This window comes from Ornithinimicrobium sp., assembly GCF_035267225.1.
Classification (GTDB): domain Bacteria; phylum Actinomycetota; class Actinomycetes; order Actinomycetales; family Dermatophilaceae; genus Ornithinicoccus.
The window spans coordinates 1-17,062 of record NZ_DATFMA010000004.1 but is presented as its reverse complement, the minus strand read 5'-3'; the positions used below and the strand labels follow the sequence as shown (position 1 = coordinate 17,062).

20 protein-coding genes are annotated in these 17,062 nt (G+C 71.5%); 14 read left to right on the top strand and 6 right to left on the bottom strand.

Annotation, left to right across the window (positions count from 1 at the left end; translation table 11 throughout):
• Nucleotides 1–3: 3 nt before the first annotated feature.
• The 3 genes from VJ976_RS00460 to VJ976_RS00450 all read left to right on the top strand — a co-directional run bounded on the left by VJ976_RS00460 (nucleotide 4) and on the right by VJ976_RS00450 (nucleotide 1,492).
• The gene (locus VJ976_RS00460) at nucleotides 4–354 is read left to right on the top strand and encodes a hypothetical protein (protein ID WP_324097831.1); all 351 of its coding nucleotides are present in this window, start codon (nucleotides 4–6) and stop codon (nucleotides 352–354) included.
• 71 nt (nucleotides 355–425) lie between these two features.
• Entirely contained in the window at nucleotides 426–1,151 is a 726-nt protein-coding gene (locus VJ976_RS00455) for a CPBP family intramembrane glutamic endopeptidase (RefSeq protein ID WP_324097852.1), read from the top strand.
• A gap of 53 nt (nucleotides 1,152–1,204) precedes the next feature.
• The gene (locus VJ976_RS00450; RefSeq protein ID WP_324097829.1) at nucleotides 1,205–1,492 is read left to right on the top strand and encodes a GNAT family N-acetyltransferase; all 288 of its coding nucleotides are present in this window, start codon (nucleotides 1,205–1,207) and stop codon (nucleotides 1,490–1,492) included.
• On the opposite strand, the gene VJ976_RS00445 is transcribed toward VJ976_RS00450, so the two are convergent.
• The 3 genes from VJ976_RS00445 to VJ976_RS00435 form a co-directional block, all read right to left on the bottom strand.
• Nucleotides 1,489–2,043 carry a hypothetical protein gene (locus tag VJ976_RS00445; protein ID WP_324097827.1) on the bottom strand — a complete coding sequence of 185 codons (555 nt, stop codon included), beginning with the start codon at nucleotides 2,041–2,043 and terminating at the stop codon, nucleotides 1,489–1,491. The two genes, VJ976_RS00450 and VJ976_RS00445, sit on opposite strands and share 4 nt — an antisense overlap.
• Nucleotides 2,044–2,150: 107 nt before the next feature.
• Nucleotides 2,151–2,372, bottom strand: coding sequence for an RNA-binding S4 domain-containing protein (locus VJ976_RS00440; protein WP_324097825.1), 222 nt, complete (start codon nucleotides 2,370–2,372; stop codon nucleotides 2,151–2,153).
• The gene (locus VJ976_RS00435; RefSeq protein ID WP_324097823.1) at nucleotides 2,369–2,866 is read right to left on the bottom strand and encodes a MarR family transcriptional regulator; all 498 of its coding nucleotides are present in this window, start codon (nucleotides 2,864–2,866) and stop codon (nucleotides 2,369–2,371) included. Before VJ976_RS00435 ends, VJ976_RS00440 begins: the two co-directional genes overlap by 4 nt.
• A 108-nt stretch (nucleotides 2,867–2,974) precedes the next feature.
• Between VJ976_RS00435 and VJ976_RS00430 the strand changes: the two genes are divergently transcribed.
• Together VJ976_RS00430 and VJ976_RS00425 are read left to right on the top strand one after the other, a co-directional pair.
• On the top strand, nucleotides 2,975–3,541 hold the full coding sequence (locus VJ976_RS00430; RefSeq protein WP_324097822.1) for a YceI family protein: 567 nt from the start codon (nucleotides 2,975–2,977) through the stop codon (nucleotides 3,539–3,541).
• 124 nt (nucleotides 3,542–3,665) lie between these two features.
• On the top strand, nucleotides 3,666–4,871 hold the full coding sequence (locus tag VJ976_RS00425; RefSeq protein WP_324097821.1) for an MFS transporter: 1,206 nt from the start codon (nucleotides 3,666–3,668) through the stop codon (nucleotides 4,869–4,871).
• A 51-nt stretch (nucleotides 4,872–4,922) separates the two neighbouring features.
• Here the strand turns inward: VJ976_RS00425 and VJ976_RS00420 are convergent, their stop codons facing one another.
• Nucleotides 4,923–6,518: a hypothetical protein gene (locus VJ976_RS00420; RefSeq protein WP_324097820.1), complete on the bottom strand. Its 1,596-nt coding sequence runs from the start codon at nucleotides 6,516–6,518 to the stop codon at nucleotides 4,923–4,925.
• Between the two features lie 109 nt (nucleotides 6,519–6,627).
• Between VJ976_RS00420 and VJ976_RS00415 the strand changes: the two genes are divergently transcribed.
• From VJ976_RS00415 to VJ976_RS00405, 3 genes are read left to right on the top strand one after another with little or no spacing between them, the layout of a single operon-like run.
• Nucleotides 6,628–7,053, top strand: coding sequence for a GFA family protein (locus VJ976_RS00415; protein WP_324097818.1), 426 nt, complete (start codon nucleotides 6,628–6,630; stop codon nucleotides 7,051–7,053).
• A 16-nt stretch (nucleotides 7,054–7,069) separates the two neighbouring features.
• A complete protein-coding gene (locus tag VJ976_RS00410; protein ID WP_324097816.1) occupies nucleotides 7,070–7,885 on the top strand; it encodes an S-methyl-5'-thioadenosine phosphorylase in 816 nt (271 codons plus the stop codon).
• A complete protein-coding gene (locus tag VJ976_RS00405) occupies nucleotides 7,882–8,970 on the top strand; it encodes an NAD-dependent epimerase/dehydratase family protein (RefSeq protein WP_324097814.1) in 1,089 nt (362 codons plus the stop codon). The genes VJ976_RS00410 and VJ976_RS00405 overlap by 4 nt, the downstream gene beginning before the upstream one ends.
• A gap of 101 nt (nucleotides 8,971–9,071) precedes the next feature.
• Here the strand turns inward: VJ976_RS00405 and VJ976_RS00400 are convergent, their stop codons facing one another.
• The gene (locus VJ976_RS00400; protein ID WP_324097812.1) at nucleotides 9,072–10,463 is read right to left on the bottom strand and encodes a hypothetical protein; all 1,392 of its coding nucleotides are present in this window, start codon (nucleotides 10,461–10,463) and stop codon (nucleotides 9,072–9,074) included.
• A gap of 90 nt (nucleotides 10,464–10,553) precedes the next feature.
• Between VJ976_RS00400 and VJ976_RS00395 the strand changes: the two genes are divergently transcribed.
• The 4 genes from VJ976_RS00395 to VJ976_RS00380 are packed head-to-tail and all read left to right on the top strand — an operon-like array spanning nucleotide 10,554 to nucleotide 13,442.
• Nucleotides 10,554–11,222 (top strand): glycosyltransferase family 2 protein, encoded by a 669-nt coding sequence (locus VJ976_RS00395; protein WP_324097810.1) that lies wholly within the window; start codon nucleotides 10,554–10,556, stop codon nucleotides 11,220–11,222.
• A complete protein-coding gene (locus VJ976_RS00390) occupies nucleotides 11,219–11,866 on the top strand; it encodes a TIGR04282 family arsenosugar biosynthesis glycosyltransferase (RefSeq protein WP_324097808.1) in 648 nt (215 codons plus the stop codon). Before VJ976_RS00395 ends, VJ976_RS00390 begins: the two co-directional genes overlap by 4 nt.
• Entirely contained in the window at nucleotides 11,863–13,020 is a 1,158-nt protein-coding gene (locus VJ976_RS00385; RefSeq protein ID WP_324097806.1) for a molybdopterin-dependent oxidoreductase, read from the top strand. Before VJ976_RS00390 ends, VJ976_RS00385 begins: the two co-directional genes overlap by 4 nt.
• Complete coding sequence (locus VJ976_RS00380; RefSeq protein ID WP_324097804.1) at nucleotides 13,017–13,442, top strand: hypothetical protein; 426 nt, start codon at nucleotides 13,017–13,019, stop codon at nucleotides 13,440–13,442. Before VJ976_RS00385 ends, VJ976_RS00380 begins: the two co-directional genes overlap by 4 nt.
• On the opposite strand, the gene VJ976_RS00375 is transcribed toward VJ976_RS00380, so the two are convergent.
• Nucleotides 13,439–15,844: an excinuclease ABC subunit UvrA gene (locus tag VJ976_RS00375; RefSeq protein WP_324097802.1), complete on the bottom strand. Its 2,406-nt coding sequence runs from the start codon at nucleotides 15,842–15,844 to the stop codon at nucleotides 13,439–13,441. The two genes, VJ976_RS00380 and VJ976_RS00375, sit on opposite strands and share 4 nt — an antisense overlap.
• Nucleotides 15,845–15,915: 71 nt before the next feature.
• Here VJ976_RS00375 and VJ976_RS00370 point away from each other — a divergent pair, with 71 nt between their 5' ends.
• Nucleotides 15,916–16,584 (top strand): haloacid dehalogenase type II, encoded by a 669-nt coding sequence (locus tag VJ976_RS00370; RefSeq protein ID WP_324097800.1) that lies wholly within the window; start codon nucleotides 15,916–15,918, stop codon nucleotides 16,582–16,584.
• Between the two features lie 82 nt (nucleotides 16,585–16,666).
• On the top strand, nucleotides 16,667–17,062 hold a 396-nt coding region (locus VJ976_RS00365; RefSeq protein ID WP_324097798.1), incomplete at its 3' end, for a DNA-formamidopyrimidine glycosylase family protein.

Genomic DNA, 17,062 nt, shown 5'->3' with positions numbered 1-17,062 from the left:
TCCGTGCAACTGCTGCCCGGATATCTGCTGCTCACCATGGCCCTGGCCTATCTTGCCAGCGAGGTGATCCTGCGTCGGCGGACGGTGGGGGGGAAGGGGCCCCTCAACTTCGGCACCCGCCCCATCGTGTTCACCCCACTGGCGATCTACCTCATCGCGGCGGTCGTGCTCTCGACGGCTTCCTGGAACATCCTGAACCTCACCAGCGTGTTGATCGTCTTCGCCTTGCCGATGGCCCTCGGGGCCGCGGCCCGAGGCTTCCGTCCGGACATGCACCCTGCCGTGCCGGCCGTGATCGCGGGTGCGCTCAGCCTGTTCGGCCTGTTCTCCGTCGGGGCCGGCTACCAGGGGTGAGCCCCCCACCGGGGACTGAGCCAGGGCCTCCCGCGACCACCTTGGGCTCTCGCTCGCTGGTGGTCGAGACCATGCTCGTGCTCGGGGTCAGCCTGGGCGCTTCGGCGGTGTGGTCGGTGCTGTCCCTGCTCCGCAAGCTGACGGCCGAGCAGCCGCTGTCAGCGCAGACGACGGCGATGAACACCACGGTCACTCCCGACCGGCCCTGGCTCGACCTCGCCTACCAGGTGGCCGGGATCGGCATCGCCCTGGTGCCCGTGCTCCTGGCCCTGCACCTGCTGGGCCGTGATCTCGGCACGGCCGCGAAGGCAGCCCGGTACCTCGGCTTCGACGCCGCGGCGGTGCGCCCTGACCTCGCTCGCGGGGCCGCGCTGGCCGCCGTGATCGGCATACCGGGCTTGGGGCTGTATCTCGCGGCGCGTGCCCTCGGGGTCAACACGACGGTGTCCACCGCGAACCTGGCCGACACCTGGTGGGCCGTGCCCATCCTGGTCTGTGCCTCGGTGCAGAACGCGGTGCTGGAAGAGGTAGTCGTGGTCGGCTACTTGTTCACCCGCTGGGCTCAGGCCGGGTGGCCGCTGGTCGCGGTCATTGCCGCCTCCGCCGCGATACGCGGCACCTACCACCTCTACCAGGGGTTCGGTGGCTTCGTCGGGAACGTGGCCATGGGCGTCATCTTCGGGCTCGTCTACGCGCGGACACGGCGGGTCATGCCCCTGGTGGTGGCCCACACGCTGCTCGACATCGTCGCCTTCGTGGGCTATCGCGAGCTGGCGCCGGTCCTGGGCTGGTTGTGACCGTGGCGGGTGGCGACACGCGTCGCCGACGTCCTTCTGGGAGGATGAGGCCGATGAGCCGTATCACCGTCGTCAACAACGCCGCAGCCTCCCGCTTCGAGATCGAGCGGGACGGCAACCTCGTGGGCCACCTGGACTACCAGACCCAGGGCGGCACGGTCGACCTCATCCACGCCGAGGTCGACCCCTCGACGAGGGGGGAGGGTCTCGGCGCCGCGCTGGTCAAGGGCGCCCTGGATGCGATCTGGGACGAGAAGATGACCATCATCGCCTCGTGCCCGTTCGTCGCGTCCTACATCGAGCAGCACCCGGAGTACGAGCCGCTGCTGACCCGCTCCTAGCGTCGTAGAGGGTTCTTCACCGCGACGCGAGCCTGCTGGCTGGGGCGCTGCTGCTCGCCCTGCTGGGCGCCGAGCACCACCAAGACACCGGTCACCACGGGGATTGCCCACTGGGTCCACTGCAGGTGCTTCTGCGCCGCGGCGAGGTCGCTGTCCGTCGTGCTGGCGGGCTCGGTGACACCCTGGACGGCGTCGCCGCGGTTCTCGTAGACCTGCTTGCCCAGGCTGCCGCTGTACGCGGTCAAGCCGACGGCGGCCACGGTCAGCACGGTCTTGACCGCGGTGTTGCCCTGTGCCTCGTCCTGGTGCTCCAGGCGGCGCCGGTTGCCGGCGATGAGCCCGATACCACCGAGTGTGTGGGCAGCGATGGCGACCGTCTGCACCGGTGCCCACCGCCCCCAACCCACCGAGGCCAGTCGCAGGGCCTCCGGCGAGCTCGTGGCCTGCGCGGTGGCCCCGTTCAGCCCCACCGCGCCCATGAGTGACCCGCCGAACCATGCGGCGGCTCCGAGGTCGTGGGCGGTCCGGGCGAGCGTGTTGCGTTCCGACATGGCGTTCCTTCGGGGTTGGGGGTGCGCCTCCACCCACGGTGGAGGGCTTGGCTTACAGCGTATATCCCTGGTTCGTCCCCGTCGCGGGCGGGCTCCCACCGCTCAGGTCAGCGGTGCACGGGAGTCAGGCCGGCCCCCGAGTAGCGCACCACCATCCCCGGGCGGATCTGCGTCCCCCGCCGCAGGACCTGCACGCCGTCGACGGTGACCTCACCGTTCTCGATGACCATGCGCGCCATCGCACCGTCCGGGACGACGCCGGCCAGCTTGAGGAGCTGACCCAACCGGATCGCCTCGTCGCGGATCGGGACCTGCTCCACCTCGCTCACGGCTGTTGCTCCTGGGCTCCGTCGCCGAAGCCGCTGCACCGCACACGCTCGATCAACGCCTCGGTGACCCGGTCCAGCACGTCGAGCTCGTCGTCCGAGAGGTGGTCGAAGAGCACGCTGCGCACCAGCTCGGCGTGACCGGGCGCGGCCTGCTCCACCGCGCGACGGCCTTCGTCGGTGAGCTCCGCGAACTGTCCCCGTCCGTCCTCCGGGCAGTCCCGGCGCAGTACCAGGCCCCGCTTCTCCATCCGGGTGAGGTGGTGGGACAGGCGGCTGCGTTCCCACTGCATCCCGCGCGCCAGCTCCACGATGCGCACCCGCTGACCCGGCTCCTCGCTCAGCCGCACCAACACGTGAAAGTCCGGCGCCGAGATCCCGTTGTCCTGGGTCAGCTGACGACCCACGGCGGTGCCGAGCTCGGCGTTGGCGGTCAGCCACTGCCGCCAGACGCGCTGCTGGCTCTGGCTCAGCCAGGGTCGGTCGACACGCTTCATGACGGCCACTATACGGGACGTAGTTGACACGTCATGTATCTACCCGTACTTTTGATGACATATCACTAACCAGGCCGGTGAAGCCGGCCCCACTTCCCAGGAGCAACCATGACCCAGACCGCGCAGAGCACCGCCTCCCTGTCCGACCTGACGGGGGACTACACCATCGACGCCACGCACTCCCAGATGGGTTTCGTAGCCCGGCACGCGATGGTGACCAAGGTGCGGGGCACCTTCAACGAGTTCGAGGGCACGGTCACCGGGGGGGCGAGCGTCGCCGACGCCGCGATCGCGGTGACCATCCAGGCGGCCAGTGTCGACACCCGCAACTCCGACCGCGACGCTCACCTGGTTGCCGGTGACTTCTTCGACGTGGACTCCTACCCGACCATCGAGTTCGTCTCGACCCGCGTCGAGCCGGTCGACGAGCAGACCCTGCGCATCGCCGGCGACCTGACCATCAAGGGGGTCACCCGGCCGGTCAGCGTCGACTTCGCCTACGCCGGCTCGGCCACGGACCCCTTCGGCATGCAGCGAGTCGGCTTCGAGGGCTCCACCACCGTGCGGCGCTCCGACTTCGGGATGACGTTCAACGCCGCCCTGGAGACCGGCGGCGTGCTGGTCTCGGACGCGATCGTGCTGGAGATCGAGATCTCGGCGGTCAAGAACGCCTGACCGCCTCCCAGGCCCGACCGACCATGCCTCACCCGGCATATCGGCCGGGCCTGCGGCGTTGCACACGGCGGCCGACCGCCGACCGGCGGTCGTGCCTGCTTCCCGCCCCTGCTCAGGAGTCACGATGAGTCGCGCCAGCACCCGGGTGCCCATCCCCGGTGAGATCAAGGTGCTCGTGGCCTCGGCGTTCGTCATCGCCATCGGGTTCGGTCTGGTCGCTCCCGTGCTGCCGGCCTACGCCCGCAGCTTCGACGTCGGCGTCGCCGCAGCCTCCGTGGTGGTGTCGGCCTTCGCCTTCTTCCGGCTCGTCTTCGCCCCGGCAGGGGGTGCGTTGGTGACCAGGCTGGGCGAGCGTCCCATCTACCTTTCCGGGCTACTGGTGGTCGCCGCTTCGTCCCTGGCCACCGCGTTCGCGCAGAGCTACTGGCAGCTGCTGGTCTTCCGGGGCCTCGGCGGTATCGGTTCGACCATGTTCACGGTCTCGGCGATGGCCCTCCTGGTGCGTCTGGCGCCGCCGACGATCCGCGGGCGGGTGTCGTCCGCCTACGCCAGTGCCTTCCTCATCGGCGGCATGGTCGGCCCGCTGCTCGGGGGCGTGCTCGCCTCGCTCGGCCTGCGGGTGCCGTTCGTGGTGTACGCGGTCGCGCTCGTGGCTGCAGCCGCCGTCGTGGGGGTCCGACTCTCGGGGGCGGCACTGCGGCCCGACCCGAACAAGCCGGTCGAGCCTCCCATGCAGGTGCGCCAGGCGCTGGGCAGCTCGGCATACCGCGCTGCGCTGGCGTCAGGCTTCGCCAACGGATGGTCGAACTTCGGCGTCCGGGTCGCCGTGCTGCCCCAGTTCGCGGTGGCCGTGCACGACGAGACGTGGGTCGCGGGTGCGGCCCTGGCCGTGGCCGCGATCGGCACCGCGCTCATGCTGCAGGTCGCCGGCCGGCTCGCCGACCGTCTCGGGCGACGTCCACTGGTCATCGCGGGGCTGGTCATCACCGCCGGTGGCCTCGGGCTGATCGGGTTGTCCACCGACCTGCTCGTCCTGCTCGTGCTCTCGGCGGTGAGCGGGTTGGGGGCGGGCTTGGTCAACCCGGGTCAACAGGCCTCGGTGGCCGACGTCGTCGGAGCCGACCGCAGTGGCGGCACGGTGCTGGCCACCTTCCAGATGGCCCAGGACTCCGGCGCCATCGTCGGGCCGATCCTGATCGGCCTGGTTGCCGACAGCCTGGGTTTCGGCTGGGCGTTCGCGCTGACCGGGCTCGTCAGCCTGCTCGCGGTGGGGCCGTGGCTGCTGGCGCGGGAGACGTTGGTCCGTCAGCCGGCCACCGCAGACGACTAGCGCCGGTCGAACCATGGTGGGTCGCCTCGAGCCGACCGTGGCGCTCCGGCTTCACTGGTAGGACACCATGAAGGGCACCGGCTCCCGGTCCATCGTCTCTGCGGGGGAGAGCATCGGGATGTCCTCGTCGTAGAAGTTCTTCCACCCGAACGGCACCCTGTCCGGGGCCGCCTCCGTCACCGCCGCCCAGGTCTTCTCCTTGTCGCCCGTCGGGCCCTGGCCGTCCATGTGGACCAGCACCCGGACCTCGTCGCGACTGAGGTCGTAGTCCTGGCTGTCGGGCAGCATCGAGATGCGGAACTGATGCAGCACGAGCAGCTTCTGCGGCAGGCTCTCCTGCTCGGTGAGGTCGGCCAGCCAGGTGATCACCGAGTTGACCTCATCGGCCTGCACCCGGCCGATCTGGCCCAGCGGCACCTCATCGGGAGCCAGACGCCACTCAGGGTCCAGCGCGAGCCCGACGTGCGGCATCCGCAGCAGCTCCTCGTAGCGGCGCGCCTGGTCGAGGAAGCTCGACCGGCCGGGCTGCAGGTCCAGCACGACGTAGACGCCCTCCTCGCCGGCCCGCTCGACCCACGGGCGAAGGGTGTCGACCGAGACCTCACCGGAGTAGTCGCCGTCCGCACCCGGGGCGCCTTGCGCCACGGTGGCGATGATCTCAAGGGTCGGGACGACGGGCACCTGGGTCAGCGGCTCGTACTCTGCGGCCAGGTCGCGCGCCCGTTCGATGGTGGCCTCGAGATCCTGCTCTCCGAGCACTCCCAGGCCGGGCGTGCCGGGCGTCCCGTACAGCGCGACGAGGCGGCGGCCAGGGAAGAGCGTCTGCCCACCACCGGGCAGCTGCACCCCTGTCTTGGCCAGCTCGACCCGGGAGGCGAGCTGGTCGGCGGGTCCGAACGGCGCGCCGATCCCCACGACATGGTCTGGTGCGGAGTCGGCGAGCTCGCTGACCAGCTCGGGGTCGGCGCGGACGTCGGGGTACGTCGTGGTCAGCACGGTGGCGCCAGCGGCGGTGGCCGTCGCGGTCGCGGCGGTGCGCGTGGCGGGCTCGACATCGTCGTCGTCCAGCACGAGAACGGCCAGGTCGGACAGGCCCTCCACCTCCTGGAGCGCGGGCAGCTCGTCGGGGCGACTGACCACCTCGATGTCGAGAGCCGACTCGAGGGTCTGCGTGGTCCGTTCGCCCACGAGCAACGCCCTTTCCGCCTCCAGCCGCCGCACCTCCTCGACCGTGCCCGCAGCGCGGTCGGCCGGGCCGGCGGAGGTGCTGGCCGCATCGTCGTCGTTGCTGCTGCTCGGCGAGGCGGCCCCTCCGAACAGCAGCAACGGGACTCCGGCCTCGGCGGCCGCCTGTGCCCCCTCGTCCACGGCGGCCCGGTCATCGGCCGGGGCCAGCACGACCGCGGGTGAGGTGACGAAGAAAGCGCGACTGACGGCGACCGAGGCAGCGCTGGCCCCACCCGGGCTTTCCACCACGCTGGTGGACTCCCAGGACCGTTGCAGCTCGACGGTCTCCCCGGGGTCCTCGCCGGCCTGTGCGGCCTGGACCTCGGCCGAGTCCTCCTCGGTGGTCCCCTCGGAACCGCCTGAGCTGCAGGCCGTCAGCAGCAGCAGGAGGACAACCAGGAGAAGCCCGAAGAGACGCATCCCCGCACGCTATGCGCTGTGCGGCTGCGATGGTTCGCGCGACAGGCCCGGCAACTCCGCCGAGCCCTCGCGCTGGAGGAGGGCTGACGCGCTGCCGCATGATGAGCACATGGAGGAGGGTGCCCGGAGCGGGCCCACGGCTACCGGCGGATGCGCGTGCGGCGCGGTGCGCTACCACTGTGCCGGCCCGATGCGCCCGGTCTTCAACTGTCACTGCGAGCGCTGCCGGCGCATCACCGGTCATTTCATGGCCGCCAGCGGATGTGCGGCCACTGACCTCGTGGTGGGCGAAGACGGCTCGCTGCGGTGGTACGAGCCGGCGCCGGGAGTCTTCTACGGCTTCTGCGGCACCTGTGGGTCGACACTGTTCTGGCGCTCCGACGGGGTTGCCGACTGGGTCTCGATCTCGGCCGGCACCCTCGACACCCCCACCGGGCTGACGACCACGAGCGCCTGGTGGACGGACGTCGCCGCGGACTACCACCATCTCGACGACCGTCTGGAGAGCTACCCGACCGAGCCGGCAGAGCGCTAGATGGCACAGTGGGCCCGTGACCGACGCGCAGGCAGACATCGCCGTCATCGGCGGCACCGGCTTCTACTCCTTCCTTCAGGACCCGACCGAGCATCGGGTCAGCACTCCGTACGGGGAGCCGTCGGCGCCCGTCGCCGTGGGCAGCGTCCGGGGTAGGAGGGTCGCGTTCATCCCCCGGCACGGGCCCGCTCACGAGTACCCGCCGCACGCCATCAACTACCGCGCGAACGCGTACGCCCTGCGCAGTCTCGGGGTCCGGCAGGTCATCGCCCCGTGCGCCGTGGGTGGTCTGAGCTCGACCGTCGGCCCCGGAGATGTCGTGGTCCCCGACCAGCTCGTCGACCGGACGTACCGCAGGATCGGCTCCTTCGTCGAGCACGGTGCGTGTCACCTGCCTTTCGCCGACCCGTACTGCGAGGCAGTCCGCACGTCGGTGACCACGGCCGCCCCGGACGTCGTCGACGGCGGGTCCATGGTCGTCATCGAGGGACCGCGCTTCTCGACGCGCGCCGAGTCGCGGCACTACGCCGACCAGGGGTGGACGCTGGTCAACATGACCGGGGCACCGGAGGCGGCGCTGGCCCGCGAGATGCGTCAGTGCTACGCGGCGATCGCCCTGGTCACCGACATGGACGCCGGGGTCGACACCGGAGAGGGCGTCGGCCAGGCCGAGGTCTTCGCCCTGTTCAAGAAGAACCTGGAGCGCCTGACCGGGATGCTCGGCGACACGATCGAGGCCCTGCCCGACCCGGGGGGCTGCTCGTGCTCGTCGTGGGCGGAGGACATCGAGCTGACCTACGAGGTCCCCGGGCCGGGTGACGGCAGCCGGTGAGGGTCCTGCTCACCGGCTCGGCCGGCTTCATCGGCGGTGAGATCGGTCGCCAGCTCGCCACTGCGGGGCACGAGGTCATCGGGGTGGACCTGATGCTGCCCATGGCGCACGGTGAGAGCGACCCGCCGCAAGGCACCCACCAGCTCGACGTGCGCGACGCCGCCGCGGACGCATGGGGCGATCTGCTGCATGGGGTGGACGCGGTCTGTCACCAGGCCGCCGTGGTCGGCGCCGGGGTCACCGTGGCCGACCTGCCGGCCTACGCGGGCCACAACGACCTGGGCACCGCCGCGCTGCTCGCCGCGATGGACGCGGCCGGGTTGCGCCGGCTCGTGCTGGCGTCGTCGATGGTGGTCTACGGGGAGGGCCGCTACGAGTGCCCCCAGCATGGAGAGCAGAGCCCTCCGCCGCGTTCGCGAGAGGCGCTCGACTCCGGTGACTTCGACAACCACTGCCCGCGGTGCGACGGTGCCCTGGGCTGGGAGCTGGTGCCGGAGACGGCGCGGATGGACCCCCGCAGTACCTATGCGGTCAGCAAGCTGGCCCAGGAGCACTACACCTCCGCATGGGTGCGTCAGGCCGGGGCCCGCGCGGTGGCGCTGCGCTACCACAACGTGTACGGGCCGGGCATGCCGCGGGACACGCCCTACAGTGGCGTCGCCGCGATGTTCCGCTCCTCGCTCGAACGCGGCGAGCCCCCGCAGGTCTACGAGGACGGAGCGCAGATGCGCGACTTCGTCCACGTCAGCGACGTGGCGCGGGCCAACGTGTTGGCCCTGGAGGCGGTCACCGGGGCCGGCCACGGCTGGTTCGAGACCTACAACGTGTGCTCCGGGCAGCCGGTGGCCATCGCTGACGTCGCTCGGCAGGTGGCCCGGGGTGCCGCCGCGAGTGACGCGGCCGACGAGGGCAGCGGTGCCGGGCACGCCGCCGTGGAGCCGCGGGTCACCGGCGGCTACCGCCTGGGCGACGTACGCCATATCGTCGCCTCGCCTCGCAAGGCCGCCAGCGAGCTGGGGTTCACTGCGCAGGTCGGGCCGCAGGAGGGCCTGGCCGAGTTCGCCACCGCTCCGCTACGGGCCTGACGGCTCTGACCTCCCGCGCCCGGAGGCCAGAGATTCGATGACTCCCCGGGCCGCCGCTCGTGAGGCTGAGGGCTCGGGAGCTGACGCCGGGGTCAACGGTGCTACCAGGTGGTGTACAGCAGCGTCTCCACCGCGAGCGCGGTCGCCACCTGGACGGCCAGGGCGGGCCGAAGCCATCGCGGCGGGAGCAGGGTGAGCGACACGCTGAGCCAGGGGATGAACGGGAGCCAGATGCGCTCCACCTCCGACTTGCTCATCCGGGACAGGTCGGCGACGACGATGATCAGCAGCGCCGCGCCGGCCAGCAGCAGGGTCACCCGCAGGTCGGTGCTGCGAGCCGTGCGGGGGTGGCGGGCCTGAGCCAGCAGCAGCGCGATCCCCGAAGCCACCATCGGCCCGGCGGAGACCAGCAGCGCCCCGAGGTTGCCCCAGACCCAGTAGCTGAACGGACGGTGCTTGGCCGCGCCGGACCAGTAGCGCTCGACCAGCACGGGGTAGGCATCCCACCAGGCGTAGCCGAACGCGACGAAGGTCAGCACCACGCCCAGCGCGGCGACGGCGGCGATGGGCATGGGCCACCAGGACCCTCGTGCCGCGATCAGGACGGCGACCGCCAGCAGACCCAGCAGTGGCAGCCCGTAGGAGAGCATGACGCAGTAGCCCAGCAGGAGCCCGGCGACCACCGACCAGCCCGCCATGCGCCCGCGGCTGCGTGCGGTGGCGGCCGCGGCCAACGCCGCGAGCCCCCAGGCCGCGAAGGCGGCGAACATCCCGTCGCCGGAGACGCAGACGAAGATGAGTGCCGGGGTGAACGCCAGGAAGGGGGCCACCGTGCGAGCCGTCTGCTCGGCGCCGAGCAGACGCAGGGTGAGCAGCACCGCGATCAGCGAGGTGGCCCCCACGAGCGACGTGGCGATGCCCGCGTAGAGCGGGTCTTCCAGGCCGAGCCGGTACATGACCACGAAGAACAGCAAGGCCCCCGGTGGATGGCCGGCGGCATGCACGGACCACTTCTCCGGATGCTCGTAGGGGATGCGCTCGATGTACGTCGAGATCATCCGCGGGATGCTCTCGACGTAGGGAGCCTCGGCGTAGTACTCCCACTCCGAGTCGAGCACATGGGCCACGCCCTCGGCGCCACTGGTCCAGGCCAGGGCGAGCATGAAGGCCACCGAGGTCAGGTAGGCGGTCACCACCATCCACGGCCACGACAGTCGGCGGGCCGCTGCGGCGCCGAAGGCGATGCCCAGCACCCCCACGGTCACCGCGATGAACCAGGCCGGGTTCAGCCAGTTCACCGACCAGAACCCGTGCAGCGGCTCAGCGGTGCCGAACTCCTCGGGGTGCAGCCGGGCGTAGACCTCCCAGTCCAGCAGGTTGGGCACCGTGAAGGAGGCCAGCAGCAGCAGGGCCCCCACGCCCAGGCCGACCCAGGCCACGGCCGGAGAGGCGCGTTCCACCGAGCGCGAGGGCGCTGCCTCCGGGCGCGTCATGCCTTCACGCTAAGCCAGCGGGCTGCGTGGACCCTGGCACACGGCACGTGACGCGCCCGCCCGCGCCGCGCTGCCGCATATGATCTCTGGGTGCTGACCGAGGCTGCGACCTGCGATCTCGTCCTGCCGTGTCGTGACGAGGCCAAGGCCCTGGTGCACCTGCTACCGCGCATTCCGGCCGACTTCGCCCCCCTCGTGGTCGACAACGGCTCCCGCGACGACACGGCCCAGGTGGCCGAGCGCCTCGGGGCCACGGTCATCACCGAGCACCGACCCGGGTACGGCTCTGCGGTGCACGCCGGGCTGCTTGCCGCCACCCGTGACTACGTGGCCTTCATGGACGGCGATGGATCTTTCGACCCCGACGCCCTGCTGCCGATGCTGAGCCAGGTGCGCGACGGCGAGGCGGACATGGCGCTGGGCCGTCGTCGGCCGAGCCAGCGCGGCGTGTGGCCTTGGCACGCTCGGGCCGGCAACGCTCTGATCGCGGCCTGGCTGCGCCGGCGCATCGGCATGAGCGTGCACGACTTCGGTCCCATCCGGGTGTGTCGTCGCGACGCGCTGCTGGCGCTGGGCGTTCAGGACCGCCGCTTCGGCTACCCGGTGGAGCTGCTGCAGCGGGCGACCCGCGCGGGATGGCGGGTGACCGAGCACGACGTGGCCTACGGTCGTCGGGCCGCGGGGACCAAGTCCAAGGTCTCCGGCTCGATCATCGGCACGGCCCGGGCTGCCCGGGACTTCTACCGAGTGCTGACATGAGGGTGCTGGTGACGGCCAAGGCGCCGGTCCCGGGCCTGGCCAAGACCCGCCTCGCCGCCGTGGTGGGCGACCTCGCGGCCGCCGACCTCGCGGCGGCCGGCCTGCTCGACACCCTCGAGGCCTCGCGAGCCACCGGCGCCGAGTGCCTCGTCGCCTTGACCGGGGACATGAGCCGTGCGTGCCGAGGTGAGGAGATCCGGCGTGCCCTGCAGGACTGGACGGTGCTGTGGCAACGAGCCGACGCCTTCGACGAACGGCTCGCCAACGCTCACCTGGACTGCGGCGACGGGTCCCTGATCCAGATCGGGATGGACACCCCGCAGGTCACCCCGGATATGCTGACCCAAGCGGGGCAGGCGTTGGAGCACCACGACACGGTGCTGGGCCCGGCGGACGACGGGGGCTGGTGGGTGTTCGGACGACATGAGGCCGCGGCGGCTACTGCCCTGGTGGGAGTGCCCATGTCCACGTCCCAGACATGCGAGCACACGCGACGGGCCTTGGTCTCGAGGGGGTTGGGAGTTCGGATGCTGCACAGCCTGCGCGACGTCGACCTCGTGGCGGATGCTGAGGCGGTCGCTCGCGCCGCTCCGCAGACCCGGTTCGCCCGGGCGTGGGCCGCCGGTCACGAGGCCAGGGCGTGAGGCTGGCGCCGTCGAGTGAGCAGTTCACCTCTCGGCTGCGCTCTGCCCACGTCGCCGCTCGGGTCGGGCTGTGGCTCGGCGTCTGCTTCGGCATCTGTTTCGTGACCGGGCTGGTCAGCCACTACGCCCAGGAGTACCAGCAGCCCGTCCCCTTCCCCACCAGCCCGGCCTGGGGCTACCGCCTCACCCAGGGCCTGCACGTGGTGACCGGCACGGCCACCATCCCGCTGCTGCTGGTGAAGCTGTGGACGGTCTACCCGAACCTGTTCGCCGGCTTCCCCCGCCGGGGTCTGGGGCGGATGGCGGTGACCGCGGCCGAGCGCGCCTCGATCGCCGTGCTCGTCGCCTCGGCGATCTTCCTGCTGGCCACCGGGCTGGTGAACACCACCCGCTGGTACCCGTGGGAGTTCTCGTTCCGCAGCACCCACTACGCGCTGGCCTGGGTCGGCATCGGCGCACTGGTGGTGCACATCGCGGTCAAGCTGCCCGTCATCCGTGACGTCCTGCTCGGCGACGTGGACGACGACGACCACGACCGGCCCAGCGCCACGAGCGAGGGCTCGTTGTCCCGGCGCGGGCTGCTACGGACCACATGGGTGGCCGCCGGAGTCACCGTCCTCGCCACCGCTGGGGCCACGGTGCCGTGGCTGCGCCAGGTCTCCGTGCTCGCCGTGCGCTCCGGTGAGGGGCCCGCCGGCATCCCGATCAACCGCACTGCGGAGTCGGCCCGCATCACGGATGCCATGGTCGGCCCCGACTACCGTCTGACGGTGGCGGCCGGGGGAGCGGAGACCGTGTTCGGCCGGAAGGACCTGGTCGCACTGCCGCAGCGCACCGAGAGGCTCCCGATCGCCTGCGTCGAGGGCTGGAGCGCCACCGGCGACTGGACCGGCGTGCGGCTGCGCGACCTGCTCGACGCCGCCGGCGCCGCACCCGGCTCCGACGTGATCGTGCGCTCGATGCAGGAACGGGGCCCGTTCACCGTGACGCGGCTGCCGGCCAACTTCGTGGATGACCCGCGCACCCTGGTGGCGCTGCAGCTGGCGGGACGTGAGCTCGACCTCGACCACGGCTACCCGTGTCGGCTCATCGCGCCCAACCGCCCGGGGGTGCTGCAGACGAAGTGGCTGCAGCGCCTGGAGGTGCAGGCATGAACGCGGCCCGATACGCCCTCGGGACAGCCGGCGTGCTGCTCGGCCTCTGGGGGGTGTGGCTGATCTCCGGCAGCGCCGACGAGGAGGAGCTGGTCAACCTCGCTGTGTGGTTGGCAGCGGGGGTGCTCGCGCACGACGTGCTCGTCGCGGCGGTCAGCCTCGCCGTGGCTGCGGTGGCTGCCACGGTGCTGCCGCAGGTCGCGAGGGCTCCGGCCACGGTGGCGCTGGTCGTCGTCGGCACCGTGACCCTGGTGGCGATCCCGTTTCTCGGTCGCTTCGGCGCCTCGCCGACCAACGAGACCCTGCTCGACAAGAACTACGTGGCCGGCTACCTCGGCCTGGTGACCCTGGTCGTGGCGTGCGCCGTCGTGTCCACCGTCATCCGGGTGCGGCGGGCGCCGGACCACACGGCAGCGCGTTAGGCGCGAGCTCCCGAACGGACCACGCGCCCTCCGGCTCGGCCGGCACCGGGACCCAGCTCCATGACCCAGTCGGCGCTGGCCAGGGCGGCGGGATGGTGCTCGGCCATGAGTACGGTATGGCCCGCATCGACCAGGGCGTGCAGATGCCGAAGCAAGCGGTGGACATCCTCGGGGTGCAGCCCGGAGGCGGGCTCGTCGAGCAGGTACAGGGTCGGGTCCCGTCGCTCGGCCTGGAGCTCGGTGGCCAGCTTGATGCGTTGCGCCTCGCCGCCCGACAGCTCGGTCGCCGGCTGGCCCAGGGTGAGATAGCCGAGCCCCAGGGAGTCCAGCGCAGCCAGGGCACGACCGACCAGAGGCTCCTCGCTGAACCGGTGGCGCGCCTGCGCGACGGACCAGGCGAGGACGTCGGCGATGGTGTGGCCGCGCCAGGTGACCTGCAGAGTCTCCTCGTTGTAGCGCGCCCCGAGGCAGTCGGGGCAGGGCGAGTAGGTGCCGGGGAGGAACAGCAGCTCGACGGCCACGAACCCCTCACCCTGACAGGTCGGGCAGCGGCCGCTGGCCACGTTGAAGCTGAACCGTCCCGCGCGGTACCCGCGCTCACGGGCCACGGGGGTGCGGGCGAACAGGGCGCGGACGTGGTCGAACAGTCCGGTGTAGGTGGCCAGGTTGGACCGGGGTGTCCGGCCGATCGGTCTCTGGGTGATCCGCACCAGCCGCTTCGGCACGCGCTCGCCGTGACCGCTCAGGCCGGCCACATCCGGCGTGGCGGCGTCCCCCGCGCTCACGGCCTGCGCCACGACATCGAGCAGGGTGCTCTTGCCCGATCCGGAGACCCCCTCGACAACCGTGAGCACGGCCACCGGCACGGTGACATCGACCCCAGCCAGCGTGTGCCGCGAGATGCCGGTGAGACGCAGCTCTCCGGTGGGCGTGCGCACCTGCTCCGGATCCTGGCGGAGGTCGGAGGGGTGGACCTGCCGGTCGCGGTACCGGGCGGTCACCGACTCGCCGACGGAGTCCAGTCCGTTCACCAGGCCGGAGTACAGCACCCGTCCACCGTGCTGCCCGGCGCCCGGGCCGATGTCGACCACCCAGTCGCATTCGCCCACGACGGCCATGTCGTGCTCGACGACCAGCACCGTGTTCCCGGCTCGCACCAGATCTCGCAGCACGCGCAAGAGGGACTGGACGTCGCGCGGGTGCAGCCCGGCCGAGGGCTCGTCGAGCACGTAGACCACGCCGAACAGCCCGGAGCGCAACGCGCTGGCCAGGCGCAGCCGCTGCAGCTCCCCGGCGGAGACCGAGGTGCTGGGGCGGGCCAGGTCGAGATGACCGATGCCCAGGTCGATGACCACTGACAGCCGGGACGCGAGCTCCTCCAGCAGCAGCTGTTCGGCCGCGGTGGCCGCCTGCGAGACGCCCACCGCGGTAGACGCCTGCGGGTCCTCCAGCTCCTCCAGCCGGCGTCGCACGAGACGTGTCAGATCCTCGATCGTGAGGTGGGCGGCCTCGTCGATGGCCAGGCCCTGCCACCTCACGGCCAGGGCCTCGGCTCGCAGTCGTCGGCCGTGGCACTGCGTGCAGGCGGAGGTCACGACATACCGCAGGGCCCGCTCCCGCTGGGTGGCGCTCTGGGTCTCGGACAGGGTGCGCATCAGGTATCGCTCGGCACTGACGAAGCGCCCCTCATAGGGGCGGTGCACCCTCCCGACGGCGCGCTCGGGCACCACGGTGACGACCGGCTGGGTATCGCTGAAGAGGATGAAGTCGCGGTGCCCCTGCGGCAGCTCCCGCCAGGGCGCCGTGATGTCGTAGCCCAGCGTCGCCACGATGTCGCGGTAGTTCTTGCCCTGCCACGCGCCGGGCCAGGCCGCGATCGCGCCCTGCTCGATGCTCAAGGTCGGGTCCGGGACCATCGACCGCTCGGTCGGCCGGTGCACGTGGCCGAGCCCGGAGCAGCGTGGGCAGGCCCCCGCAGCCGTGTGGGCGGAGAAGTGGTCGGAGTCCATCGGTGCCACGCCGTCGGGGTAGTCGCCGCAGCGGGAGAACAGCATGCGCAGGGTGTTACCCGTGGTGGTGATCGTGCCCACGGTGGAGCGGCTGGTCCCTCCGGCGTGCTGTTGCTGCAGGGCCACGGTCGGGGGCAGGCCGGTGATGTCACGCACCTGCGGGTCCAGCGCGGTGTGGATGAGCCGGCGAGCGAAGGGCGCGACCGAGTCGAAGTAGCGCCGCTGGGCCTCGCCGTGGATGGTGCCGAAGGCCAGCGAGGACTTGCCGGATCCGCTGATGCCGGTGAACGCCACCAGTCGGTCACGCGGCACCTCGACGTCCACGTCGCGCAGGTTGTGCAGGCGTGCTCCGGTGACCCGGATGTTGCCGGCGGCGTGTGCGTGGGACGTCATGGCGCTCACCCTAGGCCGACGGCGCGACCCGTCGGGTTGCCACGGCAGGGGGTCCGGGCCAGGGTCGAGGGATGAGCGCCGTGAGCACCGTCGTCTTCGACGTCAACGAGACCCTGTCCGACCTCGGCCCGCTGCAGGATCGCTTCCGCGACCTCGGGGCACCCGGTCACCTGGCGCCGCTGTGGTTCGCCTCGGTGCTGCGCGACGGGCTGGCCTTGGCGACCACTGGTCACAGCGCACCGTTCGCCGAGATCGGCCGGACTCTGCTCACCTCGATGCTCGACCCGCGCTCGCTCGACCGACCGGTCGACGAGGCAGCGCAGCACGTGATGGACGGGTTCATGAGTCTGTCGGTGCACGAAGACGTGCCCGACGGCATCGCCGCGCTGCGCGGGGAGGGGCTGCGGCTGGTGACCTTGACCAACGGCTCCTCGGCGGTAGCCGACCAGCTGCTGGCCGGGGCGGGTCTGCGGGAAGCCTTCGAGCGGCTGCTGACCGTCGAGGATGCCGGGCTGTGGAAGCCGGCCGGCAGTGCCTACGAGTTCGCGGCCGAGCAGTGTGGCACGGATCTGGCCGACATGGTGCTCGTCGCCGTGCACCCGTGGGACATCCACGGCGCGGCAATTGCGGGAATGCGCACGGCGTGGATCAACCGGAGCGGCCACACCTATCCCGGCTACTTCACCGCACCGGACATCGAGGTCGCGGCATTGCCGGACCTCGCGTCCCGGCTGCCGTAGCCGCGGGAAGTCACCCGCGACAGCACCCGGGCGAGCGGACCCCGCGCCTCCGCGCCGCAGAGAGGGTCGGCACACTAGGCCAGTGCCTGAGCTGCCCGAGGTCGAGAGCGCCCGGTCCACCGTGGAGCGCTCGGCGCTGCACCGAGAGATCGCCGAGGTCGACGACCGTGACACGTACGTCTGCCGTCCCCATGCCCCGGGTGACCTGCATGCAGCCCTGCAGGGGCGCATGCTGACGGCGGCGTTCCGCCGGGGCAAGACGATGTGGTGTCAGACGTCGGGCATCGACGGCAGCACCGAGGCGGGGCCGGATCTCGGCATCCATCTCGGGATGGCGGGCCGCATCGTGGTCACCGAGCCCGGCGGGGAGCACGACGAGGGTGGCGACTGGCAGGGTGGACGCTACGGTCGCGGCGCGCGGGGCGCTGACCGGAAACCGGAATGGGACCGGTTCACCTTGACCTTCGCCGACGGCGGC

Bases quoted from the DNA above. Each gene is read 5' to 3' on its own strand.
- VJ976_RS00455 (WP_324097852.1), top strand. From the start codon at position 426: ATGCTCGTGCTCGGGGTCAGCCTGGGCGCTTCGGCGGTGTGGTCGGTG.
- VJ976_RS00450 (WP_324097829.1), top strand. From the start codon at position 1,205: ATGAGCCGTATCACCGTCGTCAACAACGCCGCAGCCTCCCGCTTCGAG.
- VJ976_RS00445 (WP_324097827.1), bottom strand. From the start codon at position 2,043: ATGTCGGAACGCAACACGCTCGCCCGGACCGCCCACGACCTCGGAGCC.
- VJ976_RS00435 (WP_324097823.1), bottom strand. From the start codon at position 2,866: ATGAAGCGTGTCGACCGACCCTGGCTGAGCCAGAGCCAGCAGCGCGTC.
- VJ976_RS00430 (WP_324097822.1), top strand. From the start codon at position 2,975: ATGACCCAGACCGCGCAGAGCACCGCCTCCCTGTCCGACCTGACGGGG.
- VJ976_RS00425 (WP_324097821.1), top strand. From the start codon at position 3,666: ATGAGTCGCGCCAGCACCCGGGTGCCCATCCCCGGTGAGATCAAGGTG.
- VJ976_RS00420 (WP_324097820.1), bottom strand. From the start codon at position 6,518: ATGCGTCTCTTCGGGCTTCTCCTGGTTGTCCTCCTGCTGCTGCTGACG.
- VJ976_RS00415 (WP_324097818.1), top strand. From the start codon at position 6,628: ATGGAGGAGGGTGCCCGGAGCGGGCCCACGGCTACCGGCGGATGCGCG.
- VJ976_RS00400 (WP_324097812.1), bottom strand. From the start codon at position 10,463: ATGACGCGCCCGGAGGCAGCGCCCTCGCGCTCGGTGGAACGCGCCTCT.
- VJ976_RS00390 (WP_324097808.1), top strand. From the start codon at position 11,219: ATGAGGGTGCTGGTGACGGCCAAGGCGCCGGTCCCGGGCCTGGCCAAG.
- VJ976_RS00380 (WP_324097804.1), top strand. From the start codon at position 13,017: ATGAACGCGGCCCGATACGCCCTCGGGACAGCCGGCGTGCTGCTCGGC.
- VJ976_RS00375 (WP_324097802.1), bottom strand. From the start codon at position 15,844: ATGACGTCCCACGCACACGCCGCCGGCAACATCCGGGTCACCGGAGCA.
- VJ976_RS00370 (WP_324097800.1), top strand. From the start codon at position 15,916: ATGAGCGCCGTGAGCACCGTCGTCTTCGACGTCAACGAGACCCTGTCC.